The organism is Deltaproteobacteria bacterium RIFCSPHIGHO2_02_FULL_44_16, from assembly GCA_001798185.1.
Classification (GTDB): domain Bacteria; phylum UBA10199; class UBA10199; order 2-02-FULL-44-16; family 2-02-FULL-44-16; genus 2-02-FULL-44-16.
The window spans coordinates 16,859-42,086 of the sequence record MGRM01000026.1 but is presented as its reverse complement, the minus strand read 5'-3'; the positions used below and the strand labels follow the sequence as shown (position 1 = coordinate 42,086).

At 43.6% G+C, this 25,228-nt stretch carries 16 protein-coding genes; 11 read left to right on the top strand and 5 right to left on the bottom strand.

The genetic code is table 11. The features are described 5' to 3' along the window. Positions 1-18: 18 nt before the first annotated feature. Positions 19-1,062, bottom strand: coding sequence for a hypothetical protein (locus tag A3C46_00260; protein ID OGQ21662.1), 1,044 nt, complete (start codon positions 1,060-1,062; stop codon positions 19-21). Between the two features lie 121 nt (positions 1,063-1,183). Here A3C46_00260 and A3C46_00255 point away from each other — a divergent pair, with 121 nt between their 5' ends. From A3C46_00255 to A3C46_00220, 8 genes are all read left to right on the top strand, one after another. Further along, positions 1,184-1,420, top strand: a complete 237-nt coding sequence (locus tag A3C46_00255; GenBank protein OGQ21661.1) for a hypothetical protein — start codon at positions 1,184-1,186, stop codon at positions 1,418-1,420. Further along, a complete protein-coding gene (locus tag A3C46_00250; protein OGQ21660.1) occupies positions 1,417-1,704 on the top strand; it encodes a hypothetical protein in 288 nt (95 codons plus the stop codon). The genes A3C46_00255 and A3C46_00250 overlap by 4 nt, the downstream gene beginning before the upstream one ends. Beyond that, a complete protein-coding gene (locus A3C46_00245; protein OGQ21659.1) occupies positions 1,701-5,027 on the top strand; it encodes a hypothetical protein in 3,327 nt (1,108 codons plus the stop codon). Before A3C46_00250 ends, A3C46_00245 begins: the two co-directional genes overlap by 4 nt. Positions 5,028-5,251: 224 nt before the next feature. Further along, positions 5,252-6,184, top strand: a complete 933-nt coding sequence (locus A3C46_00240) for a hypothetical protein (protein OGQ21658.1) — start codon at positions 5,252-5,254, stop codon at positions 6,182-6,184. A 40-nt stretch (positions 6,185-6,224) separates the two neighbouring features. Further along, positions 6,225-7,127 carry a tyrosine recombinase XerC gene (locus A3C46_00235; protein OGQ21657.1) on the top strand — a complete coding sequence of 301 codons (903 nt, stop codon included), beginning with the start codon at positions 6,225-6,227 and terminating at the stop codon, positions 7,125-7,127. A gap of 92 nt (positions 7,128-7,219) precedes the next feature. Beyond that, positions 7,220-7,750, top strand: coding sequence for an HslU--HslV peptidase proteolytic subunit (locus tag A3C46_00230; GenBank protein OGQ21656.1), 531 nt, complete (start codon positions 7,220-7,222; stop codon positions 7,748-7,750). Next, complete coding sequence (locus A3C46_00225) at positions 7,747-9,126, top strand: HslU--HslV peptidase ATPase subunit (protein OGQ21655.1); 1,380 nt, start codon at positions 7,747-7,749, stop codon at positions 9,124-9,126. Before A3C46_00230 ends, A3C46_00225 begins: the two co-directional genes overlap by 4 nt. A gap of 87 nt (positions 9,127-9,213) precedes the next feature. After that, the gene (locus A3C46_00220) at positions 9,214-10,500 is read left to right on the top strand and encodes an adenylosuccinate synthase (protein ID OGQ21654.1); all 1,287 of its coding nucleotides are present in this window, start codon (positions 9,214-9,216) and stop codon (positions 10,498-10,500) included. Here A3C46_00220 and A3C46_00215 read toward each other — a convergent pair. Continuing rightward, positions 10,497-13,709 (bottom strand): hypothetical protein, encoded by a 3,213-nt coding sequence (locus A3C46_00215; GenBank protein OGQ21653.1) that lies wholly within the window; start codon positions 13,707-13,709, stop codon positions 10,497-10,499. The two genes, A3C46_00220 and A3C46_00215, sit on opposite strands and share 4 nt — an antisense overlap. Before the next feature lie 403 nt (positions 13,710-14,112). Here A3C46_00215 and A3C46_00210 point away from each other — a divergent pair, with 403 nt between their 5' ends. From A3C46_00210 to A3C46_00200, 3 genes are all read left to right on the top strand, one after another. Further along, positions 14,113-16,275 (top strand): hypothetical protein, encoded by a 2,163-nt coding sequence (locus A3C46_00210; GenBank protein OGQ21652.1) that lies wholly within the window; start codon positions 14,113-14,115, stop codon positions 16,273-16,275. Continuing rightward, positions 16,254-18,317: a hypothetical protein gene (locus A3C46_00205; GenBank protein ID OGQ21651.1), complete on the top strand. Its 2,064-nt coding sequence runs from the start codon at positions 16,254-16,256 to the stop codon at positions 18,315-18,317. Before A3C46_00210 ends, A3C46_00205 begins: the two co-directional genes overlap by 22 nt. A gap of 110 nt (positions 18,318-18,427) precedes the next feature. Further along, positions 18,428-19,216 carry a hypothetical protein gene (locus A3C46_00200; protein OGQ21650.1) on the top strand — a complete coding sequence of 263 codons (789 nt, stop codon included), beginning with the start codon at positions 18,428-18,430 and terminating at the stop codon, positions 19,214-19,216. 78 nt (positions 19,217-19,294) lie between these two features. Here A3C46_00200 and A3C46_00195 read toward each other — a convergent pair whose 3' ends face one another. The 3 genes from A3C46_00195 to A3C46_00185 all read right to left on the bottom strand — a co-directional run bounded on the left by A3C46_00195 (position 19,295) and on the right by A3C46_00185 (position 25,226). After that, the gene (locus tag A3C46_00195; GenBank protein OGQ21649.1) at positions 19,295-20,428 is read right to left on the bottom strand and encodes a hypothetical protein; all 1,134 of its coding nucleotides are present in this window, start codon (positions 20,426-20,428) and stop codon (positions 19,295-19,297) included. 76 nt (positions 20,429-20,504) lie between these two features. Further along, complete coding sequence (locus tag A3C46_00190; protein OGQ21648.1) at positions 20,505-20,780, bottom strand: hypothetical protein; 276 nt, start codon at positions 20,778-20,780, stop codon at positions 20,505-20,507. Between the two features lie 162 nt (positions 20,781-20,942). Continuing rightward, the gene (locus tag A3C46_00185) at positions 20,943-25,226 is read right to left on the bottom strand and encodes a hypothetical protein (protein OGQ21647.1); all 4,284 of its coding nucleotides are present in this window, start codon (positions 25,224-25,226) and stop codon (positions 20,943-20,945) included. Positions 25,227-25,228 lie beyond the last annotated feature (2 nt).

Sequence of the window (25,228 nt, the reverse complement as noted above, 5' to 3'; positions counted from 1 at the left end):
GGAGTAAAAAACGGTAAATCAATAAGATCGTTCGGCTGCAAATTCGAGTCGGTAAATACGAACAGCAGCAAGAAAAATAGAGAGTAAGACAGGTCCTACGATAATTCCTATCGGTCCAAAAAGTTTCGCGGCCCCAATCAACGTGACAAAGAGTAAGACAGGATGAATACGGGTCGTTCCTCGAACGAGAAAGGGACGAATGATGTTATCGACACTTGAGACAATCGCGACGCCATACACAAAAAAAGCAATGGACCACTCGGTTTGACCGGTTGCTAAAAGAATCAACGAAGCGGTGATATAGCACGAGACAGCTCCGATGATGGGGATGACCGAAAGAATAATGGCGATAGGCCACCAACTATAAGGATGATTAAATCCGACAATCCAAAACCCTAATCCCAAAAGAGAACCTTGAACCACGGCAATGAGAAGAGAAGCAGTAAGCGAGGTGGTAATCGTGAGACGCATCTCCGTCAGCATTTTTTCAAGATGGAGAGAAGAGAGAGGGGATGCTTCCATCAGCCATTTATGAAGTTGAACGCCTTCTGCGAAGAAGACGACCAGAAAGAGCAGTATCAGAAAAAAATTAAAGATGATTGAAAAGGTTGTCAGCAAAACACGAGGCGAAAAATTGTAAATACTTTTTCCCAAACCTTGAAGGACCTTGAAGATTTCCTGTTCTAAATCGACCCGAAATGGGGCTGTGCCGGTTAAACGTTCGATCCATTGAGAAAGGGTTTGAAGGATCGGTTGAAAAACATCAGAAAAAGAACCCTGCGCGAGTTGATATGAGATGTTTTGAAGAAAACTTCCCACATGCGTCACAAGAACAGTTCCCAGGACAATCAATGGAATGAGAACGCAGGCGGCAATGATGAGAGTGGTCAGAACCGACGCCAGATACCGATGCAATCGACATTTGTGGAGAATAAAACGGTATAAAGGAGCAAAAACGATGGTGAGCGTTAATGCCAAAAAAGCCGGTTTTGCAAAGGGCCATAAAAGAGCCAGAAAAAGAAGAGTGAGAGCGGCAAAAAACACGAGAAATGCGGTCTGCATTTTGGACGTTGACATCCCTCCTTCATACGGAATTTTTTAAAATGTCACAATATATTTCTTCGTTGATCTTTTGCCTTAAAAATAATAGTATTTACTTGAAATTACTAGAAATGAGGTATTTATGGGAAAAACGGCATTGGCAACTCAAATTTCCACATCACTCAAAAATCGAGTCGATAAGCTTTGTGAAAAGCGTGGACTTACCATTAGTCGTCTTGTTGAAGATGCTCTCAAAGAAAAAATCGATGAATTCAATGAAGAAGAGGCTTTAGTGCAGATGGCGCTAAAACGATTGTCAGAGCCAGGTGAGCATTCATTTGCTGAATATAAAAAAGCGGTTGGACGTCTTAAAACATGACGCCTCTTCCTTACGAACTTCTTTTTAAGCCCTCTTTTTTTAAGGATCTGAAGCGGTTGCCAAAAGAGATTCGAGATCGACTTACGTTGGTATTTGAAAATATTCGGCGAGACCCTTTCGCTGTGGCTGCGAAAAGACTTGTGGGGTACACAGATCTCTATCGTTATCGTTTAGGTGATTATCGCCTTGTTTATTATGTGAAGAGAAATGAACGAAAAATTATGATCCTCCTTATAGCCCACCGTAAAGAAGTTTATCGATTTTTGATAAAAGGAGGTTTATGAGTTACCTGAGTTTACTGTTAGTCATTCTCATCTTTTTCTTCACTTTCTGCGACGAAGCGCAAAGTGGGAATTCAGCCTTTCAAACAGTTACAGAAAAATTGACGTCGCAACTCACCGGAAAATCTTTTCAACCAGATGTTCCGACTGCAAGAGGCAGTTCCAACGCGAGCAATAAAACTAACAACAATTTTCCTGGCAGATCTACAAACATAGAACAAGCTAAGGAGAGCAACAGTTACCGTAGTATCCCTGCTGTGGACAATGCCTATGTTCCGGGGGAGATTCTTATAAAATTTGTGCATGATCGAGGAGAAGAAATTTTATCACAAAAAATAGTGGATTCCATTTTTTCAAATTTCATGAAAGAGAACCCTTTTACCAAAGTGGAAAAAGTCTTTGATAGCTTCGGAGCTACGCGAGAGGAAATGGTGCAGCATTTCGAAGAAATGCGCCGATCTTATAATCTTCGCGCCTCTCGAGCTTATACTCAGGAAATTCCCAACTTGCACCGTTATTTCAAAATTACACTGCGAGATAAAGATATCTCCCTTTCCAACCTAATCTCACAACTTAAATTGAGCAAGAATATCGAAGCAGTTTCCACAAATCACTATCTCTATTTAAGTCAAACTACGGTTGTTCCAGATGACCCTTTGTATAGATCAGGAAATCTATGGGGCCTTCGCAAAATCGATGTGGAAAATGCATGGCAAATCTCCCAAGGAAATTGGCACACTCTCACAATCGCTGTCGTCGATAGCGGTATTGATTATACTCATCCAGACATACGGGCACACATGTGGCAAAATCCAAATCCATCAATGCCTGGTCTTGTCGGATATGATTTTTTCAATGATGACAACGATCCTTTTGATGATAATAAGTTGGGGCACGGAACTCATATAGCTGGTACAATTGCGGCACACACCAATAATAAAATCGGGATAGCCGGAGTGCTGTGGCATGCACGTCTGATGGCAATCAAGGTATGCGGCGAAGAGATGGAATGTCCTCTTGATACAATTGTAAATGGGATCGCAGGTGCCGTGAATCGCGGTGCAGATATTCTCAACCTAAGCCTTGTCGGTGAACAACCGTCGCAGATGATGAGAGATGCCTTGCTTTATGCAAATTCGTTGGGGACAATAGTTGTAACAGCAGCGGGCAATACGGGTAGAATAGAACTAAGCCAGTTTGAACCTGCCCATTTTAAGATGGGTATTACCGTAGGGGCATCAACGTCAGAAGATCAAATTACATATTTTTCGAATATTGGCATGGGGTTAGATGTAGTGGCTCCAGGTACCTCAATTCTCTCGCTGAAAGCGTCCAATAGACACCTTGGTTTTCGTCATGATTATATTGAATCTGACGGCACCAGCATGGCAACACCACATGTTACAGGGGTTGTCGGGCTTCTTCTTGCCGCTGATCCAACTTTGACTGTAGAGAATGTACGCCAAAAAATCAGAATGAATGCCGATGATATCTTGAGTGTTGGGTGGGACAAGGGAAGTGGCTGGGGGAGACTTAATGCTTATCGGGCACTAACATCTCAGTCTCGCTGTGAAGCTCGGATTGAAGTTCCTTTTTTCGGCTCACTTAATTTCATATCTTCACCGACTGAGATACGAGGTACGGCATCTGGTCAACGGTTCGCTTACTACACCCTCGAAAGTAGTGTGGACGGCGAAAGTTGGCAACTTTTGACCAGAAATAATACTGCCGTTAGGCAGCAAGCCTTATACTCTCTTTCCAGTACTCTTCAACAGAGACTCTTCATACGGCTACGTGTTTATGACAACGCCTTGACCAATCAAAAACCTTGTGGCGAGGATATGACAGTCTTCTTTCACAATAATATTACACCAGCAAGTTCCATTGTTGGCGAAAATAATACTGCATTTGGAACTTCCATCGCTATCATCCAAGATCTTAATAGAGATGGTTTTGATGAAATATTAGTGGGAGCTCCGAGGGGAATAGATAAAGATTTGAGAACGAAGGGATTCATTGATTTACCTCCCCGAGATAGAATACCCACTCACGATAAAGGGAAAGTCTATTTGATTCCTGGAAACCGGGCATCTTATGGCCTGAATACAAACATTACACAAATTCAACATGCTTCTTGGGTAGCAGAAGATGTAGATACTTATTTCGGGTGGAAGGTTCTTCCTGTCAAAGATCTCAATGGAGATGGGTTGGACGAAATTCTCATTAGCGAACCTGGCTATAGTGCACCTAATGAGCCAGTGGTAGGAAAGGTTTATCTGGTGTTTGGTAGGGACTTGAGTTCGTTGCCCATAAATGAAGTGCTCAGAAGACCACTGACTGGTGGCCCGCGTCGCTTTGTCTCATGGATTGGAGAGCAAGAATACGGGCTTTTAGGGTTCGACATCGCTGTAGGAGACTTTGATGCTGACCACATCGAGGATATTGCTCTCTCAGCAATTGGATGGAGAGATTCCTCTACTGCGAGTTCTAAAAGAGGAAAAGTCTACATTTTTTACGGAAAGAATTCTTCTACTTGGTCACGCAACATAAATATCTCTCGGGCCGACGTTCATATACAGGGTGTAGCGGGTGCAACTCTTTTTGGAAGTGACCTTTCTTCAGGGAAGGACGTTGACGGTGATGGCCGGGATGATCTCCTGGTTTCCTGTGGCGGATACAACCAATGTGTAAGGCTCATTTTGGGTAAAAATATACCGCATACTGGAATAATTACTCCTGGGAATACCTCTTTTCTAGGGGGACATCGAATCGCTCTTGTAAATGATGTCAATAGAGACCAGATGGATGACATTCTTATTGGTGGGGCGCCATCACTCCAAGATGTTTGGGCGTTTAGCCCTTCTCTACAGTTTTTCTTCGGATCAGCTACCCCAGCAAACGATTATTCTAGATCTACAATTTATAATCCACTCTTGCTTACGACACCTATGTTTGGAGCGTGGTTTTCCTCGATTGGAGATCTCAATCATGATGGATATAATGATTTCTTGGTAGGGGCATCTCCGACGAACCATCGATATGATTTTCAACGATATAATCAAACCTTCATCATATTAGGCGCGTCTGAATTGTCGGGAAAATGGTCTAAATTTGAATCTCCTTTGTATGCGGATCTCAAACTTGTTCCTCCTGAGGGAGATCAGTCTTACGCCTATGGAGCATCCGCTTCTCGAAATGAAGGGGATATTAACGGCGATGGGTTTAATGACATTATTATTTCAGATCCTTATTATTATACGGGAGCATCCGCTGACAATAATACCGGAAAGATTTATATTTATCATTTTCTCTTTTCTGCTGACTAAAAATCCAAATGCATAGAATTCTTTTTTGTATTCACGTTCAAAAAAAGCGAAAACTTGACATCCTCCTTATAGCCCACCGTAAAGAAGTTTATCGATTTTTGCAGAAAACCTAAAGAAGACAACTTTTTTTGATTGAAGCCGATAGAGAACTATAAGCATTTTGGAGATACCAATAACTGACTGTCAGTTATTGGTAAATTCATGTTGGGGAGGTGAAAAGAAATATGAAACGAAAAATTCCTTTTAGTTTGCTATGCGGTTTTATTTTCTTTTTTATTCTTCTTTCGAAGGGTGTATCTCACGCTGTCACAGAAGGTGATGCCATCAATGACGATGAAGTAGCGCAGAGCGAAGAGAAAAAAGATACAGATGGTGATGGCGTGGAAGATGCTGAAGAAATCCGCAGGGGAACCTCTCCTGAGCAATGCGATTCAGATGAAGATGGCCTGTCTGATGGAGTAGAGCTTCAGATCATCTCTCCAAAAGGAGAATCAGGATGTCATGGTCTTGCTCCGGGTGGCACAAATTACGCGAGGCCCAAGGAGATGGATCCGCTGAATACTGATTCTGATGGAGACGGTTTATCCGATGGCGAAGAAGATCGTGATGGAAACGGCTGGGTCGCTCGTGATGAATCGGATCCCTCTCACCTCGATAGCGATGCCGATGGTCTTGAGGATGGAATCGAAAATAATGGTGATTTTGATCGCGATGGATTTCCCGATTTTGACATCAAAAAAATTGTCGGAAGTGGAAATTGTCTGCGGCCTACCTCAGTTGATGATATTGATTGTGATACGATTCCCAATGCACGCGATGATGATTCTGATCATGACGGTTGCTCTGACAAAGAAGAGGGGGAGAATGATCAGAATGAGAATGGCATTCCGGACGTTTTTGATCCTCAAGCTCTCTCATGCTCCACGAAGACCACGGGAGCAGGAAACTTTGGAGGTGGCGGAGGAGGAGGCAATCTTGCTCCTGCAGATAACGAACACGTAGATGAAGTTCCCGTGCTCCCAAACTGGGTTCGAGAGGGAGTGGGCGGACCTTCTTGCAGCCTTTCAGAGGGAGTTCAAAAGTCAATTTCTCCTTATTTTTTATACCTTTTAGCTCTCTTCCTCATGTTCCTGCCTCGCAATATTATGCGACGATAAACTCGTTGCACTTCTTTCTTTTAAAGGCTAGCACCATTTTATGAGTTCAAAGCTTCCCTCTCTTTCCGAAGTTCTTCTCGCCTTTTCTTCATATATAAAAGATGAACGTCAGCTCTCGGAGCATACGCATAAAAACTATCTGGCCGATGTGCAGCAATTTTTTGCTTTTTTAAAAACTCAAGGAAAAGAGAAGATTGCCGATATCCATGTCGATACGGTCCGTCAGTATTTGGCCGATCTTTTAAAAGAGAAACAAGCGTCGTCGGTGGCGCGAAAACTCGCGACTCTTCGAACTTTTTTTCGCTATTGCCAACGTCGTGGTTGGATGCAGGAAAATCCGGCAAAAGAAGTAGCCACGCCACGCATTCCCAAAAGAATTCCAAAATTTTTAACTGTCGATGAAATGATGCTTTTGTTAGATGTCCCTGACAATCTGACACCCATGGGATCTCGTGATCGTGCGATTCTGGAGCTCTTTTATTCTTCAGGGATTCGCGTGAGTGAATTAGTGGGATTAAATATTGCTAATATCGATCTTTCGGAAAGAAGTCTTCGTGTTTTAGGAAAAGGGAAAAAAGAACGAATTGTTCCCGTTGGCCAAAAAGCAGCTGACGCTCTTCACCTCTATTTTGAAAAGCGATCTGCATTTACGAGCGATCGTGATTTCAAGGCTGTTTTTTTAAATCGACAAGGAGGAAGACTTTCGGTTCGAAGTGTGGAAAGAATGCTTTTCAAATATTTGAAAAGAAGTGGAATTCAAAAATCGGTGACGCCTCATGTGTTGCGTCACACCTTTGCAACCCATTTGCTCGGAGCTGGCGCAGATATGCGTGGGATTCAAGAACTCTTGGGACACTCGAGTCTCTCCACCACACAAAAATATACGCATGTTGGTATTGATCAGATGATCGAAGTATATGATAAGTCCCACCCGAAAGCGTAATGGTGACCATGGACCATTGACGATGGACTATGGACTTTTTTATTCAACCTGGTCAATGGTCAGTGGTCCATTGTCAATAGTCGAGGTAAAAAATGTTTCACGCGACCACAATTGTATGTGTCCGACGACAAAATCATGTTGCGATGGCAGGCGATGGTCAGGTCAGTTTCGGATCAACCGTCATTAAGCACGGTGCTAAAAAAGTTCGCACCATGCTTTCGGGAAAAGTATTAGCAGGGTTCGCAGGTTCGAGCGCAGATGCTTTTACGCTCTTTGAACGTTTTGAAGCAAAACTTGATGAACATCGTGGAAATCTCACTCGCGCTGCAGTTGAACTTGCGAAGGATTGGAGAACCGATCGAGTCTTGCGCAAACTTGAGGCCATGATGATTGTGGCTGACCGAGATAAAACATTTACGATTTCTGGAAATGGGGATGTCTTGGAGCCAGATGATGATATTACGGCTGTAGGGTCTGGCGGGCCTTATGCGCTTGCGGCGGGACGCGCGCTCCTTCAGCATACCAAACTCAGCTCGCGAGAAATTGCGCATGAGGCGATGATGATCACCTCCAATATTTGTATTTATACCAACGATAAAATTACTCTTGAGGAAATTTCATGAAAGAAATCACTTCAAAAAATACCAATATGACTCCACGCGAAATTGTTTCGGAGCTGGATCGTTTTATTATCGGACAAAAAGAGGCAAAACGAGCTGTGGCGATTGCGCTTCGTAATCGATGGCGACGTCAACAGGTCGATGAAAGTCTCCGAAATGAAATTGCACCGAAAAATATTATTATGATCGGACCTACAGGCGTTGGAAAAACAGAAATTGCACGGCGACTTGCGAAACTTGCGCGTGCTCCTTTTATTAAAGTGGAAGCTTCGAAGTTTACCGAAGTCGGTTATGTCGGAAAAGATGTCGAATCTATTATTCGCGAGTTGACCGATATTTCGGTGAAAATGGTTCGAGATGAAGCGCAAGAAGGAGTTCAGGTGAAAGCGCAGGAGCTTGCTGAAGAACGGCTGCTCGATCTTCTCCTGCCTCAATCGACACTTTCGTTTACCGAAGAAGGAGAAATAAAGGAACAAGAGACGAGTCATCTCAAAACCAGAGAACAATTACGCGACATGCTTCGTCACGGAAAATTGGGTGAACGAACGGTGGAACTCGAATCGACCTCGAAAGGCGGACCGATGCCGTCAATTGAAGTCGTTGCTGCGACGAGTATTGAAGAGATGAATGCCAATTTACGCGACATGTTTTCGAATATGATGCCTCAAGGAAAGAAACGTCGAAAAGTAAAAGTCTCGGAAGCGCTTGAGTTTCTCACGCAAGAAGAAGCTGCTCGGCTCATTGATATGGATGATGTCATTGCCGATGCCGTCGATCGTGTTGAACAAAATGGAATCGTGTTTTTAGATGAGATCGACAAAATTGTAAGTGGTAAAGGGGAGTCTCGTCACGGTCCCGATGTTTCTCGCGAAGGAGTGCAGCGCGATATTCTTCCGATTGTCGAAGGCTCTACGGTGACGACAAAATATGGAATGGTGAATACCGACCATATTCTTTTTATTGCAGCAGGCGCTTTTCATGCATCGAAACCATCCGACATGATTCCCGAACTTCAAGGACGTTTTCCCATTCGAGTGGAGCTGAAATCTCTTACCAAAGAAGATTTTTTACGCATTCTCAAAGAACCCGAAAATTCACTGACAAAACAATATTGTGCTCTCATGGGAACAGAAAAGTTGAACCTTCAATTTGCCGAAGGAGCGCTTTCTCTCTTGTGTGAAGTGGCAGCTGAGGTCAATACTCAGACAGAAGATATCGGTGCACGTCGTCTTCACACCATTATGGAAAAACTTTTAGAAGAAATTTCATTTAGTGCGCCAGAACGAACTGAAAAAGATATTTTTATTGATCGTGATTACGTCAATAAACAATTGGCGGAGATTGTTCGCGATCGAGATTTAAGTCGTTATATTCTTTAGTCATCCCCGAAGGTTGTTATCGGGGATCTCATGAGATTCCCGCTTACAGCATGCGGGAATGACAAATTCGTAATGAAAGGAATGTTCATGTCTGTCCTCGTTGTTATCGGAGCTCAGTGGGGAGATGAAGGCAAAGGGAAAGTTGTCGATCTTCTCACGCCTCAAGCTGATCTTGTGGTGCGTTATCAAGGTGGAGCGAACGCTGGGCATACACTTGTCGTCAATGGAGAAAAGACCGTTCTTCATCTCCTTCCTTCGGGTATTCTTCATATCGCCTGCCTCTGTATTATCGGAAATGGTGTCGTCGTTGATCCTGAAGTCCTCATTCAAGAAATCGAACTCATGCAATCCAAAGGATATTTGAATGATCTGACACGACTGATTGTCAGCGAACAGGCACATCTCGTGCTTCCGTATCATCGTGGTATCGAAAAACTCCGCGAGAAAAAACAGGGAGATAAAGCGATTGGGACGACGATGCGAGGGATTGGTCCTACGTATGAAGACAAAGTCGCGCGTCTTGGAATACGAATGTACGATCTTCTTCATGAAAACGATTTTGAAGAACAATTGCAAAGAGTTCTTCCGGAAAAAAACCGTATGCTCGAAGCTCTTGGAGAAGAAGAGTTCTCATTAAAAACTCTTCTTGAGCTGGGCGCTTTCTGGCGAGAGAAATTGCGGCCCTTTATTCGAGATGCAATTCTTCCACTTCATCAAGCGCTCGCAGCACAGAAAAAAGTTCTTTTTGAAGGAGCGCAAGGGACAGCGCTCGATGTGGATCATGGAACCTATCCCTATGTCACGTCATCGAATACAGTCGCAGGCGGAGCTTGTACAGGCGCTGGTATCGGTCCTACCAGTATTAACGAGGTCTTGGGGGTGACGAAGGCGTATACTACACGAGTCGGAAATGGTCCTTTTCCTACTGAACTCACGGATGAGAAGGGTGAGTGGCTTCAAAAGCAGGGAAGTGAGTTTGGGGCCACGACTGGACGACCTCGACGATGTGGTTGGTTTGATGTCCCTTTGTTGCAGCATGCATGTCGTGTGAATGGGTTGACGTCTCTTGCACTCACAAAACTCGATGTCCTTTCGGGGATGAAAACACTCAAGCTCTGTGTTGCGTATCAACTGAAGGGGAAAAAACTTGATCGTTTTCCGGTATCTGAAAAAGAACTTTTACAATGCGAACCTGTTTATGAAGAACTCGAAGGATGGAATGAAGATATTTCTCAAGCCGATCATCTCGAAGCGCTTCCGGGCGCAGCGCAATATTATGTGAGCTATATCGAACAACAGCTTCGTCTTCCGATCAAACTTCTCTCAGTTGGACCTGATCGAAAACACACGATTCATCTGCATACGTTTTTTTAAGGACAGTACGCAGTGAGCGCTCCAACGGCTTCAGCGGCCATGCCAAAAGATTGACCAGATGGTTTTCCCCAAACATAACCGTTCACTCCTCCGGCAAAATCGGTACTCCCGGCGAAGTTTCCTTGAACATCTTGCGTTCCAGCTAGTCCATTCAGATGTTGTGCGTAGGTTGTTGGAAGCCATTGGCAAATGCGATTGGGATCGCTCGGATCCGCTGCGAGAATAAATCCAAAAACATTGAGAAACGCCATCAGACCATCATCGTAAAAATATCCGCTATTTTCAAAAGCAGGATCGGTAAACTTTGTGCACGTTCCAATTCCCGTCGTTGTTGTTGAGCAATTATAGACAGTGCGCCAACCATTACGATTATTGTTTCCTGGAACCGAAGCTTGTCGCTGTGAGTAATCGGGGAGTCCATTTGTTCCAAGGACGGTATGATTTTCGGCTGCTCGCTGTGCATGTCGAATGATCCAATTCTGAAGAGGGACATGATTTAAAAGACGCGAGACACGAAGGGTCCACTCAATCGGCGTCGGCATCATCCAGCCCTGTGCTGATCCACATTGTCCCGCTCCAGTTCCAGCAAGCACCGAATTATATCCTCGCTGATCAGGAGCGTTTACATTTGGATCTGGCGCATTACAGGAATGTCCATCGATAAGAGCGCGAGGCAACATGAAATCGACATATTGTCGAAGAGTGTTCAGCAAATAGGGACTATCGACGGTGCTACGAGAAAACTCAGCGCCATTGGCAATATTTTCAAGTCGTTGTTCGCTAAAACGATTGAATTGCAGTTTGTGATATTGATCTGGTCTGTCAACCGGCGGAAGTCCAAATCGATTGATGGCGGTGACGCCCGCCTCTTCAAAGAAATCGACAAATCGACGATCTGCAGTTGCAAGATAGGCGAGCTTAAACGTTTTATTATATTCATAGCTTGCTGGGCAGTTGATGCGATGACCTAAGCCTTCCCGATACGGATCTCCAAAAGCGCGCGAAGAATCGTAACAAGGTGCAACACCTCTGACGGTTGAGGCTTCGTTTCGTCCTTGGCGTCCATCAAGAAAATGATCGGTGCGAATATCAAATGTTTCGACAAATGAAATCGCTTCACCAAGCGAGAAATCGTAAACGAAATTATTTCGGCCTGTGCGGAAGAATTCATCAAAGCCAGGTTTCGACCAATTCCAATAATTATTATGTCCCCCTTCAAACATTTGTTCAGGATCAGTGGGCTGACGACAGTTTCCGTTCGCGTTACATGAAGTAATGGGAAGGTCTGGCCACGTTTGTAATCCAGTATTTCCCGTGATTTGAAGATTTGTATTTGTATTACGATGGATAAAATCCAAGAGAGGAAAAAATCGAGCATACGGAGTTTGAATATTTGTGGCATAAGGACCGATCGTCTGTGTTGCATTGACGTAGTTCGGATTTGGTGTCGCAAGAAGTGGCGCTTCAGCATGGAGTTGGATTTGATCTGCACGGGCTTCTAAATTATTTCGTGTGAGACCAAAATCGACAACCGCAGTTGACCAAATACCTCGCGCTCCGCCGATTTGCATTCGTGAAGAGGTGAAATCGAGTTCCAATGCTCGTGCCGTAGGATTATATCGTAAGCCTTGAGGTTCACGAACTGCCATGCGAGCAATTGTTCCCATCGCATAATATTGTGGTGTTACCACAGCCAGAAATGGACGCGGAGCTCCTCGGCCAGGGACTACCGCCGTGCTGCCATTTGTTTCAAGAGCGTAGCGAGTGGTCACCGTTACAGCGCTTCCTGCATCGGGGTTTGATGGAAGCGTTGCATCCAGAGGAACTCGTTTGAGTTGTTCCACACGAACTGGAGTTGTGACATTGACCAAACGACTTGTTTCAGCTCGAACAAGCGCTTGACTTGGAAGAGCACTGATCGGAATGCGCATCCATGAACGATCAACGACTGTTGTGTTTGAAGCGCCATCAGCATTCGAGTTATTGACATCGAAATGATAATACGTGTGGTCAATTTTAACGGCTGAGGAACCTGCATAAAAATGGAGTCGCACGGTGTAGCCAATATCAATCTGTCCATCTCCATTGGCATCCCCTTGACCTGCAGCATTCACATAGTAACCCCGTGCTGCAATCGTCACCACTTCAGGACCACTCCGTTCCATTTCCAAATACCACGGTGCATTAAACTCGGTTGATTTGTTGCCATTGTGTTGCATCAAAAAACCGGCGGTTCCGCTTCCGGTGATTTGACTCACGGTCTGAAACGTTCCTCCATTTTGAAGTTCAACACGAGAAAGACCTTCAAAATAATTACGAGCATTTCGCTGATGACTGATCGTAAATCGAGCAGGGCCTGTAGTGATAATCCATTGCCCGTTTGTATCTTGCGTCACAATTCCTGGAGATCGTGTTGGCGCTGGTGTTTCATTCGTCACGCGCCATGTGGTTTGACCACCGACTGGAGGGGTTGAACGCACGAAGGCATAAGCAAATCGTATCGGTGCTTGTGTATCATTATATGCGCCCCAGCGACTCAAGATTTCAAATTGTGCAGGAAGAAGAGCCCCTTGAATATTTCGTACGGCTAAATTGTTGGTGGTGAAAATATTTGCTCCTCGACTGAGAGGAATTAAAAATGAAGTCAGAACTGGATCGCGACTTACTGTATTATTCGCATCATTGACAATAAGAGGAATCGACAGCGTTGAGTTGTCACCACTGACTTGTTCCAAATTGCATGCGCTACTACAGCCATCTCCGTTGACAGTACCACCATCATCACAAGCTTCACTTCCTTCAAGAATATTATTACCGCACACAGCTTGTGTTGTTTGATTATTATTTGAATTATTGTTCGTCGTATTATTATTCGTTACATTGTTATTTCCATTTGCTGGATTGAGTCGGCATAGATTGTTACACGTATCAGTATCGGTTGTATTCCCATCATCGCACTCTTCCTGATTTGCTCTTACAAATCCGTCGCCACATGTTGGTAAGAGACACGATGGTAGACATTCATCAGTATTGATTTGATTTCCATCATCGCATTGTTCTGGACTTTCAATGAGACTGTTACCGCAAGTCGAAGTTACCGCGGGTAAAGGAGGAAAGGGGGAAGGTGGTGGAGAAACCGGAGAAGAGGAACCAGCGCAGGCAGAAAGAAATGTAACAAGTATCCAAAGAATGCTTCTTCTCATATTCATGAAATCTCCTTGGAAAATTTTAAAATGTGTCATTGCGAGCAGCATCAACGACGAAGCAATCCCAATGAGTCATTCCCGCGAAAGCGGGAATCCAGTCCTGGATCCCCGATAACAACATTCGGGGATGACAAAAATGAGATCGCCACGCCCTTCGGGCTCGCGATGACAGCCTTTAAGTTTCATCATTATGAAACAATTTGGCTCAAAGATCGACAAGTTTGTCTTCGTTCTCTGTGGTCTCTTTTCTCTCCTTTCAAGGTGTTTTCGGTGACCTGATCCCCCAGGGCCAGTCCGCAACACCAAAAAAGAACTATAAAATTCATAGAGTTATAACGATCTTTTATGGCATAAAAGTTGCTTTTCTTAACTCTCAAAGGGCGAAGAAATATCTCAAGGAGTTTCAATGCGACGTTTTTTATTTCTTCTTTGTCTTATGATGTTCGTTTCTTGTGGCAATTCATCTAACCCTGCCGCGGTTCGTGTGAAGGATGATCCTTCTCAAGGTGGAACGGTCACGGTTTTTGAAACAGATGAAGATGTAACAGGAGAGAGAGAAAGTGAAGATGAATTACGCGATCGACTTGGTCGTGATAGGGAACAAGGTGGAAGCGGATCGATATGCGGGAATCAGCGCACTGAAACTGGAGAACAGTGTGATGATGGTGGTACAGTAAGCGGTGATGGCTGCAGCAGCGCGTGTCAAAATGAAATCGGAAGTGGTCCAGTTGCGCCACTTGAGATCCAAACATCGAGTCCTCTTTCAGGACTTTCTTATAATGTTGAACAACCTCAAACATTAAAGGTCACAGGTGGTGTTCCTCCTTATGCGTGGGATATGCTCAACTCACCTTCAGGGCTTTTTTTGGAAGATCAACGTTCAGGAAGTGCTCCATCATGTTCTCAGGATCCATCAGGACAATTAGCATGTGATCAAGATGGCTATGTTCTCTTGAAAGGGAAACCTCTTAATGTCGGAAAGTTTTCGAAGATCGATGTGATCGTAACGGACAGTCGAGGAGTGAAAGTATCAAAAACTTTTGAATTAATCGTTTCAGAAACTCCTGAAATTAAAATTTATAAAGGTTATGGTCATTATCAAGGAGAAGATTCAGAAGATCAGGACGTCAATCCCTCAAATGGCTCCGTTGTTCAAAAGACTCTGAACTCAAGAGGACTTTTTTCTCTCTTGCAGCAACCGAAAGCCAAAAAAGGAGATTTAAGTGCTTTGTTGCAACCGAAAGCCAAAAAAGGAGATTTAATTGCGTTCACATCCACCCCTGATCGATATGATGAAGCACCAAGTGCAATCATATCGTCAGGTACTATATCTCTTGCAAAGGATGAAATTTTAAAAATTGAAATTGTTGGACATGGAACTGGATATGTATGGGAGTTTGATGATGATTCCTCGCAATGGGGAAACGCACATGAAAAGCGAGTTCAAGCAATTTCTGTACCACAAGCTCCTATTGTTTATACAGCGAAGTCAGACGGTACCAAAGTTTCAGTAGGGGATGCTTCTCCAGTTTCTTCTAGTACTACAAGTTCTCTCTATTTGCGTGTGAAGCATCACCATTATGAAAAGAACCTGACAATTCCCATACGTGTTCGTGATTCTTTGGGCAATATCAAAGAAGACACATTCACAGTGAGAGGAGTCGATCCCTGCGTTTCAGCGCCGCCTTTTTCTGTCGAATCTTTTACTCAATTGAATGATATTCATTTGCCTCTGCTTGCTGGATATGAAGAAGGGCTTATGATTCGAGGTGGGATAAAGCCGTATACATTTTCTATTTCTTACAAAGATTTTAGATTTAGAAATGACGATCCGGTTTGTGCCGCGCTTGCTAAAGAAATGATCAATAGGAGCTGGTCCATTATTTCCAACGGAAATGACAGTTATCTCTTCTATGGTGCTACACATTACCGAACAGATTCCTTATCGACACCGGAAACAATGAATCGTATTTCCCTCTGTGGCGATTTTTATGAATCGGTTTGGATCGAAGCTAAAGATTCTTGTCCACAACCAAAGAGCATCAGTAATCATGCGTTTTCATCTTATCTCTTCAATCGCCTCGTGCACGTCAGTAATGTCGCCTTAGAACAAAATTTTATAGCGACGATACCTCTTCCAGGTGAAGTTAATCGTGGCTTAAAAGTTTATTTACTGGATTCATATGGTGAGGCAGTTTATGCCAGGACTCGTGATTTAATGACCTTCTCAAATGATTGTCCACAAGTGGCAGGAAATGTAGAAGATTCTTGTGCAGAACTGGCTACTGTGCTCATTCCCGATGTCGATGTGGAATATGATAGAAAACGAGCAACACTTCGTCGTCCACCTACAAAAGTAACAATTGAATTCGCATCTCAAGCTGGAATAACGACAGAAAACGCATTGAAATTTTTTCTGACAGGGTCTCCTGTTGAAATAAAAGGTTCAACATGGGCTGTGTCTCTAGATCGCAACTGGAGCAAGGCTGAAAAAGTGTCAAGATCCAAAGGCTATGAAGGCTATAAGATTACCTGGGAGAATATTCAGTGGCGATACATCGGAAAGTAAGAGCGCTTTTTTTTATAAGTTTTCTTTTTGTGGGATGTGGCAATTCATCTGACCCTGCAGCGGTTCGTGTGAAGGATGATCCTTCTCAAGGTGGGACGGTCACTGTTTTTGAGAGCGATGAAAACGTCACAGGGAATAATGGAAATGAAGAAAGTGAAGAACAAATTCGCGATCGCATAGCTCGTGGTGGCGGGGGTGGAGGAAGTAGATCTGGTGGTAGTAGTGGTGGAGGCAGTGGTAACGGTGGTGCAGGAAATGGCGGGGGTGGAGGAACAACAGTCGCAGATCTTGAAATCAGAACTGTAAGTCCACTTTCAGCACAAGTGTTTAATGTAGAACAACCTCAAACGTTAAGTGTGGTGGGTGGTGTTGCGCCTTATGCATGGGATCTTTTCAATGCGCCAGCGGGACTCTTTTTCGAAGATCAAGCGTCGACTAGAGCTTCATGTCTGCAGGATCCATCAAGACAGCTCACCTGTGATCAGGATGGTTATGTTCTCTTGAAAGGAAAAGCGCTCAATGTTGGAAAGTTTTCAAAAGTAGATGTGATGGTGACAGACAGTCGAGGTGTCAAAGTCTCAAAGACTTTTGAGCTAACAGTTTCAGAAACTGCTGAAATTAAAATTTATAAAGGTTACGCACATTATCATCAAAGTGTTTCCGAGCCACGTCAAAATAAATTTCAACCGAACGTGACGATCATGCAGACATCACGTATTGGAGCCTTATTGCAGTCAGGTCCAACAGATGGAGACCTTATTGATTTCACGAGCACTTCACTTCGTTCATCGGAGAAACCGATTGTCGCAACGGAAGAACTTTTTATGCTTGATGAGAAACAGATTTTAAAAATAGAAGTGATTGGTCACCGTTCTGATTACACTGTCGAATATGATTATGATATTTCCCAATTAGGAAGCGCATTGGAAAAACGAGTCGAAGAAATATCTTATTATAGTGGAGCGTCATTCGTAACCGCTCAACCTGATACTCATGAAAAATTATCGTTCCAAAGTTCGCTTTTTCCGGATCGCGAATTCAAGAAAATTCTCTATCTTCGTGTGAAAGAAGCTTATTATGAGAATGAACTTTCCATTCCAGTTCGTGTGCTTGATATCGGTGGGAATGTCATAGGACAAAAATCCTATCGTGTGCGTGTATCAAAAGTTCCAACAAACAGCGCTCAAGGGTTTGGAGAGCGGCGAAATGATGTTTTGATTTATCTGCCACTTTACAGCAAATATGAAGAAGATTTTTCGGTTCAAAATTTGGTTGGACCGCATACCTTTTCCATACGCACAGAAAATAGGTTTCTCAACAATAGCAATCCCGATTGTCAAGCGGCCGCGCAATTACCTTATTTACCCTGGAGTGTAGAAGAAATTGGCGAGAATCGATATAACTTTGGCGGGGGCCCAGTTCCCAGGACATTCCACTCAGAAATTTTCTATACATGCGGTGAATTTACGCATGAAATTTGGATTGAAGCAAAAGGGGCTTCTCAGATCGTTTATGGAGAACCAACCAATCCGACTACTACTCTCCATCGCACATTTCGTATTGTGAATGTGGCCCTCGAAAGCAAATTCGATCTTACGATTCCAGTTCCTTCGTCTTTTTTAGAAACGTTTCGTTACATCAGTTCCGATTTGTTAGATGGTCGCGATCAGAAGGTCTATTCACTTCAATTTGGTGCAAGCGGAGGAACGACAACAGCTTGTACTGGTGGTGTTGGATGTGCCTACAAGGTTCATATGGAAATGCCCGACTGGGATGAACAGCGTGGTCAACGTCGGAGTAGAGTGCGGCGGCCACCTAACAAGGTAAAAATTTTTCTTTCGGTCGTCTCAAGCTCACTGGATTTTGAAAAACTAAAACATGATTTTCTGAATGGTTATGAGATTGAAATCAAGGGACAGCGATGGAAAGTAAATCTTGGTCAAGACTGGACTCAAGCTGAATTCAATAAAGCAGCGCATCAAATTATCTTCATCTGGAGAAATCTGAGATGGCAGTATATTGGTTCACCCTCCAGTGAATGATCCTCCCTTGCTTTTCTCTTCTCATTCCTTCATGAATAGATGAAGAGGGGATGTATGACTTTTTACGCTGATCTTCATCTTCATTCAAAATATTCTCGAGTTACAAGAACATCGTGAAAAAACCGTTTGATAAATACATTGCTTACGAAATATTTGTCCAAGAACCGACGTTCGAAATTCAATTTCTGAATAAAGTTTATTCCAAGCTCAGGAAAGGGCGCCAGCCCCTTTCTCTGAGAGAAGATTTTTGTGGCACGGGTTATTTCTGTTCAGAATGGGTCAAACAGAGTGAGAAACACACCGCTGTCGGCATTGATCTCGATCTTGAACCGATTGAAAGTGGACGAGAGCGCCACGTTAAACGTTTAACGGAACGTCAAAAAAAGCGTCTGAAATATCTCAATGCCGATGTGACGCATGCAAAGATAAAAGCAGATATTGTGATCGCTTATAATTTTTCATTTTGGTTTTTTCAGGAACGACGTGAGCTCCTTCGCTATTTTCGTTCAGTTCGAAAATCGATGAAACGTGACAGTCTCTATGTTCTGGATACCATGGGTGGGAGTGAAGTGGTCGAAGTCGCTCGTGAGGAGAGTAAGTGGCGTGGGATGAAGTACATCTGGGAGTGCGAACGATTTAATCCAATTACTCATCGGGGATATTTTTCAATTCATTTTAAGGAAAAAGGCGAACGCCTTCGAAAGCGTGTGTTTACCTATGATTGGCGGTATTGGACTCTTCCGGAAGTGCGAGATGTTTTGGAAGAAGCTGGTTTTCGCAAAACAATTGTCTATTGGGAAGGAGACAATAAACGCGGTGGAGGCGATGGCATTTTCCGTCCTCAAGAAAAAGTGGAAGATTGTTCGACGTGGATTGTTTATCTTGTTTGTATTCCTTGAATCGTTGTCATTCCCGCGAAGGCGGGAATCCAGAAAGTATTGAGTGCTGGATCCCTGCCTTCGCAGGGATGACAAAAATTATGAAATAGGTTTTAAGTTTCCTTTTAACAATGAATGCCAAAGTAAAATGGATTCATTAAACTCTTCTTGAACCGTTCGAATCTCTATTTTTAATTCTTCTATTTTTTCACGCATCGTGATCATTTTTTCCTTTTTCATGGAACGATATTGCGCCTTGAGGACCAGAAGTCTGGCATATTGATCTTCAATATTCTGACGTACCTTCGAGATATATTGTTCTCCGTCGTGGAACCTTTGTTGAAAAGGCGTAAGGGTTCGCAAACGTTTTTCATCCATCGCAAGCTTTGCTTTGAGAATGCGTTCAGGGTGCACACGATGAAGATCAGAAGCGAGTCCGAGACGATGCAGCGCATGAATGAACCATTTCGTGGGATCAAAATGGTGAGGACGAAAACCGTTTCGGAAATCTGTTTGAAAGGCATGATGAAAATTATGATAGCCTTCGCCGTACGTGAAAAAGGCCATGAGCCAACTATCGCGCGCGGAATCTTTATCAGAATACGTTTGCTTCCCAAAAAAGTGACAGTAGGAGTTAATGAGAAATGTTAAATGATGGTTGATGACAACGCGGAGAACGCCGGCGATAAAAAAACCTCCGATGGGATCTCCCCAAAGAGCAGCGAGAGCTGTTGGAAGAACAAAACCGATACAGACCGCGAGAGGAATGTAATAACGAGATTGCCAGGTAATCAAACGATCGCGAAGAAGATCGGGAATGCACGACTCATCAGATTGATCTGATTTGAATACCACCCAACCGATATGTGCATACCAAAATCCTTTTTGAATATTATATGGATCGCCGTCTGTATCGACATCAGAGTGATGTTTGCGATGAGCACAGCACCACTCGCGCGCTGAGCCTTCGAAGGCAGCTCCCCCAAAAAGAAGAAAATAGAGTTTGACCGCCCAATGCGCTTTAAAACTGCAATGCGTAAAACAACGATGATAGCCTGCAGTAACTCCAAGCCCTGTAAGGCCCATCATGAGAAGAAGAAGAGCAATGGTTGCCGGATGCGGGCCGCCGTGCATGAAAATCCAGATTGTTCCGGTGATACCGACAAGAGGACTCAAAAGCAGAAAAAGAAAATTGACCCACTCAATGCGTTTGATAAGAGTTTTGATTTTCATTTTATTTTACTCCCCGTGTGTCATTCCTGCGAAAGCAGGAATCCAGACCTGGATCCCCGATTTCGCGAGGATGACGTCACAGCCATTTTCTCAAAGCTTCGATAATTTGTCGAGCCTGTTCTTGATTGGAGATGTTGAATTTGGACTGTTGACGGTATTCATCCCCGATCTTACGATAGCGGCGCAGCGTATATTTTTCTTCACTATACGTTTCTTTTTTTGGATCCCATTGGAGATATTTGAAAAGAATCGTTGGCCAGGTACCGCGCGCAAGAATGATTTTATCGACCTCTTTCACAAGTTCGACGCCATCTTCTTCGTAAGTGATAGTGATGTCATTAATATCGGTCATATTTTATTCCAAAAACTTATTTCAAAACTGACAAATGATTCGGGTGGCACCGAGGTCGGATCCAAGGGGCGCCCCGCGTCAGCGGGGAGGTGGAACGACTGAGGTGACAGGACCCGTATCAGCGAAAATGTTTTGAAATAAGTTTGGACAACAAATACAAAATTATGAAGCGGAAGTCATGACTTTTATGAGCATTCCAGAGTTATTATAGGAAAACTGATATTTTTTCTCTCCCATCGTGATCGACCGAATTTTTCCTTTTCTTGCAAGATCATATTCAATTTTCCACGATCCATTTTTTTCGAAAGCAGAAAAGGTGATAATTTCTTCTGCTTCAGAGGACATGATCTGGATCATGATCAAAAGTTGTGCAAGAGGGCTGTCCCAATCCGGGGTATTCTTCTGAAATTCCGAGTAAACTTTCTCCCACACTCCTTGACTGTCAGAGAGCCAGGCTTTCCAGAGATTATAAAATTCATCCGTGGCTTGCCACGTAGCGAATATACCTTTGTTGATAAAGTTATTCCGCAAGTGCTCTGGCGCTTGTCCAAAAGCAGGATAGGCCATATGAGCAATGATATCTTCATATGCAGCATTTGATGCCACCTGGAGAGTAAGGTTGGCAGAGCTTCGATCACGAATGTCAGGATAATCAACGATAACTTTCACCGCTTTTTCGCCCTTACCCGAGGGTTTCCCTAAAAATTCAATCGCATAAAAATAATGGGTATGTTGTTGATACGGAAATCTTCGATAATAAGCTTCAATTACTTTCACTGTCTCTTGCGCTTTTGCCTCATCCACATTTTCTCGAAGTAAGACGGGAACAATTCCTGGCTCTCGCTCTGTGTTGTAGGTAGAGCGATAACACGACTTTGTTTCTACTTCATCTTCGCAAGCAACAAGTTCAGGTTCTGTGCGATACGATTCGACCACTGACTCGATAAGACGTTGAGAGCGTTCTCCAGCTTCGACGACGGGATAAGAAGTGTCTGATTGCGTGATCGCAATCAAATTTTTTACATCTCTCACCAAATCGTCTGGTGGAGCTTCTTTCCCATGAAGTTCTTGGAGAGTTTTCTGATTGATGACGAGATATTTGATAGCACCTGCCGCATCTTTTCGGCGATCATGATTCGGATCTTCTGCAAGAACTGTTTTGAGATCACGATATGTCATCACGGGACCAATCGGTATCTTTTGTCGTGCTTGAACAATCATTGCCTGTTTGGCAAGCTCTGGAAACTGCAGTCCTTTTTTTTCGGCAATTTGGAGGAACCAATCGAAATTGCGGAGAACCTGATCACGGACACTTCGATTGGGATGAACGAGAAGTTCTTCAAAAAGATCGGAAGCAAGAATCACCTGCTCATCTCGCATTTCATGAAGAAGGATATCACGATGATTGAGAAGCCGTAAAAATTCAGGAAACTGAGCGTTGGCTTCGCCAGCATCGTTCGGTCCTTTGGCAGTTTTCACTTTTTCCAGTGAAAGCAGCAAACGTGCGGCAAGCAAACGACCCATCTTCTTGCACTCTTCTTCATGGTCGCTTTCGTTGTCATTACACATCGCCGATGCAGAAGCGATAAGGATTGCTGTCGAGTCGCCAGGTTCAGCAACATAAGTCCCGGGAGCATAGGTCAAAATCCCATCTGGCATTTTTCCTGATGGATGTGTCTTGCGCGGTTTGTTGAGAATTTCGCGGTAAAGAAGATCAGCTATGGTTCGGTCTGCATCTGGCAGCGATCTCATAGCCTGTGTTTTGCATGCTTGCTGTATATCAGAGCTGTATAAAGAATCGAGATAATGTGCAAATGCTGCAACTGTTTGTTGCGGTGACAAAAATTTTCCGCTCAGAAAATGTTTCAGAATATCGAGATAGGTATAACACGTGTCGATGATTTTGAAATCCACAATGTCTTTCGTAAAAAGAGTAGCTGCTGTCGCAGTAAAGGTCAGCTTCGTGCTCATGCGAATAAACACATCAGCGAGTTTATTGCTTTGCTTATCAGTTGAACCGCGTTTGAGAATGGGACGAATATGTGTGGTATAAAATTCTTCAGTTACTGGACGTTGATGATAAAGAGGAATCTGCAAAAGACTGAGAAGCGCTTGCTCTGTTTCTGAAGGATCAGAAAGTTCTTCAAATTCGCAGATGAGATCAAGCAGAGTATTTCCTGAGAAAATCGCGGAGGCATTGGTTGGATCCGCCTTGAGCACTTCTTGAGCAACTTGTTGTGTCAAAGCTCTTGACTCTGCTTCCGAAAGTATTCCTCGAAGTCGTTTGGCTCGTTCATACGTGGAAAGTATCTGCGCTGCTTCGGCTGGTCCACGCAAGGAATTTTTGGCATTCCATTCAAGACTCATGAGCGAAATGGAAGGATACTGTTTGAAGATCGCATCTGCTTCCGCTGTGGCAGCATCTGAAGCAAATGCAGATGCAAGTGTATAAAGATATGCAATGGCTCGACGTTCATGTTCTTTTAGTATTTCATCAGATATTGTTTGGACATGTTGGAAAAGTTTGTTTTTATTTTTCAGCGCAGCAGAAAATTTCTCTTCTATTTTTTTCTGTAATCTGTCTCGCGGTTCCACGAGCCTTAAAAAAAGTTTCACGATATAGATGCAGAGATAAGTATTTTCTGAACTTTGATACAGAGAAAGGAGGCTTTCAAGTAAGCCATCAATTTCCGAATCTGAAAGAGTATCTTTTGTTTCTGTTAAGTATTCGCCGAGAAGAAAAGCTCCCACTTCCGCTTCACGACCGGGTTTCTGAGCAAGCTCGTTTCCCACGCGAAGAAATGCCTCTTTCGCATTTTTACTCATCGTTGCGGGTATGGGACCGTTCAGATTCAAATAATCATTCAAAGGATGTCGTGGAATGGTTGAAAGACGTCTGAGCTGTTGAGCTATTTCATCTTCAGGAGCAAGCGGATTTTCAAAATAGGAATAGAGATCAAGTTCGCAGCCAATTTCATTCATGATGTTGAAAAAAAGATCTAAAAGGTGAACCCGAAGAACTTCATCGCGCGTATTACCGAGAATCTGACTTATGGGAGAATCGAATCTTGAGGTGTGGGTTTTTAATTTTTCGAGGTCGAGCACCACAGCTTTCATTTCTGCGCGATTAAGGGGAATCGTCGTGGGAATGGCATATTTGGCGGTGCGCATATAGGGATCATACAGTCCAAAAACCGAAAGCCCATTTCCTTGAGGTTTCACTGTATACAGAACATATCCATCGTTGATGCGTTCTAATGTTGTATGATACGTTATTCCGGCATGAACAGCAGATGTCGTTGTGATAGTTTTTCCAGCTTCAAGAGAAAATTGAAAAGTTGCATGATACTGTTGAAGAGGAACGTCAAAGGCGACAGTATACTGTGCAAGGGATGCGTCAATCTCGTCACTCTTTTTGAGACTCTCATCATATACAGGACCGGGATGAAAGGTAATCTTTACGGGCTCAGATGCATCATAATTGTGAGACCATTGTGCAGCAACGTGTTCTTCGATCTTTTTTTCGAGAGATTCATCCTTTTCAAGCAAAACAACGGAGACAATCTCATTATCGACGATCAAGGCAGAACGTTCACCAGAAGGATCCGTATACTCAGCAACTGCAATAACATGACCGACTGCCCCTTTTTTTCCGGAAATTTCTCGATATGAAATTTCAAATGCTCTTATATTTCTCAGAAGCGCCGCGCCGACACCTGCCAGAATGTCGCAGTCCACTAAAGCACGCTCCATGCGATCTCGCTTAAAGTCGGTCAGTTCGCTCGTGGGTGTTATGTTCATTCCATAAATAGGACCACTTGCTCCAGCATTTACAAAATAAGCTGGAAGATAATCAGAGAGGATTGACGCCATATCCTGAAGATCTTTCCGTGTGAGGGTTTTGTCTCCAAAGCGTCGAAAAAGCGTTTGCCCTGCAATTGCGAGCTGATAGGGATTTTTTTGTACGTTTGCAGGAAGGCGACTTATTTTCTTTGTTCTGGTTTCAGAAGCAATTTGCCATTTCGGATCGAGAACGTCTGCGGGGAGCCTTCCGTTTAAGATGAATGCGCCTGCATTCTGAAGTGCAACGAGACTTCCAGCGTCTGGGAAATAACCGTGCACTTTTTTATTTGGGTCATAAAGAAGAAGCGATCCTTCAATGATGTTTCCTGCGATGTCAAGGTAACCATTATTGTTCTTGTCTTCCACATAAGGCCGCCATGCAGCAATAATTTTTGCGCGATCTTCCTTCCATTGTTTGATATTCGTTTCACGAAATATTGCCGCATTTAAGTTGAACGCTGGCGTTATGACATCGTAAATATCATTCAGAAAAGCACTCACCGCTTTCTCCCGACGTTCTTCATCAATCTCATGCATGTGGCGATAGGATTCGATGCCGTCAGAGAAATAAAGAATCGAAAATTTTTTACTTTGTATCGCCATGT

What these genes read in the sequence shown, in the direction of transcription:
- A3C46_00260 (OGQ21662.1), bottom strand. Translation starts at nt 1,062, where the DNA reads ATGCAGACCGCATTTCTCGTGTTTTTTGCCGCTCTCACTCTTCTTTTT.
- A3C46_00255 (OGQ21661.1), top strand. Translation starts at nt 1,184, where the DNA reads ATGGGAAAAACGGCATTGGCAACTCAAATTTCCACATCACTCAAAAAT.
- A3C46_00250 (OGQ21660.1), top strand. Translation starts at nt 1,417, where the DNA reads ATGACGCCTCTTCCTTACGAACTTCTTTTTAAGCCCTCTTTTTTTAAG.
- A3C46_00245 (OGQ21659.1), top strand. Translation starts at nt 1,701, where the DNA reads ATGAGTTACCTGAGTTTACTGTTAGTCATTCTCATCTTTTTCTTCACT.
- A3C46_00240 (OGQ21658.1), top strand. Translation starts at nt 5,252, where the DNA reads ATGAAACGAAAAATTCCTTTTAGTTTGCTATGCGGTTTTATTTTCTTT.
- A3C46_00235 (OGQ21657.1), top strand. Translation starts at nt 6,225, where the DNA reads ATGAGTTCAAAGCTTCCCTCTCTTTCCGAAGTTCTTCTCGCCTTTTCT.
- A3C46_00230 (OGQ21656.1), top strand. Translation starts at nt 7,220, where the DNA reads ATGTTTCACGCGACCACAATTGTATGTGTCCGACGACAAAATCATGTT.
- A3C46_00225 (OGQ21655.1), top strand. Translation starts at nt 7,747, where the DNA reads ATGAAAGAAATCACTTCAAAAAATACCAATATGACTCCACGCGAAATT.
- A3C46_00220 (OGQ21654.1), top strand. Translation starts at nt 9,214, where the DNA reads ATGTCTGTCCTCGTTGTTATCGGAGCTCAGTGGGGAGATGAAGGCAAA.
- A3C46_00215 (OGQ21653.1), bottom strand. Translation starts at nt 13,709, where the DNA reads ATGAATATGAGAAGAAGCATTCTTTGGATACTTGTTACATTTCTTTCT.
- A3C46_00210 (OGQ21652.1), top strand. Translation starts at nt 14,113, where the DNA reads ATGCGACGTTTTTTATTTCTTCTTTGTCTTATGATGTTCGTTTCTTGT.
- A3C46_00195 (OGQ21649.1), bottom strand. Translation starts at nt 20,428, where the DNA reads ATGAAAATCAAAACTCTTATCAAACGCATTGAGTGGGTCAATTTTCTT.
- A3C46_00190 (OGQ21648.1), bottom strand. Translation starts at nt 20,780, where the DNA reads ATGACCGATATTAATGACATCACTATCACTTACGAAGAAGATGGCGTC.
- A3C46_00185 (OGQ21647.1), bottom strand. Translation starts at nt 25,226, where the DNA reads ATGGCGATACAAAGTAAAAAATTTTCGATTCTTTATTTCTCTGACGGC.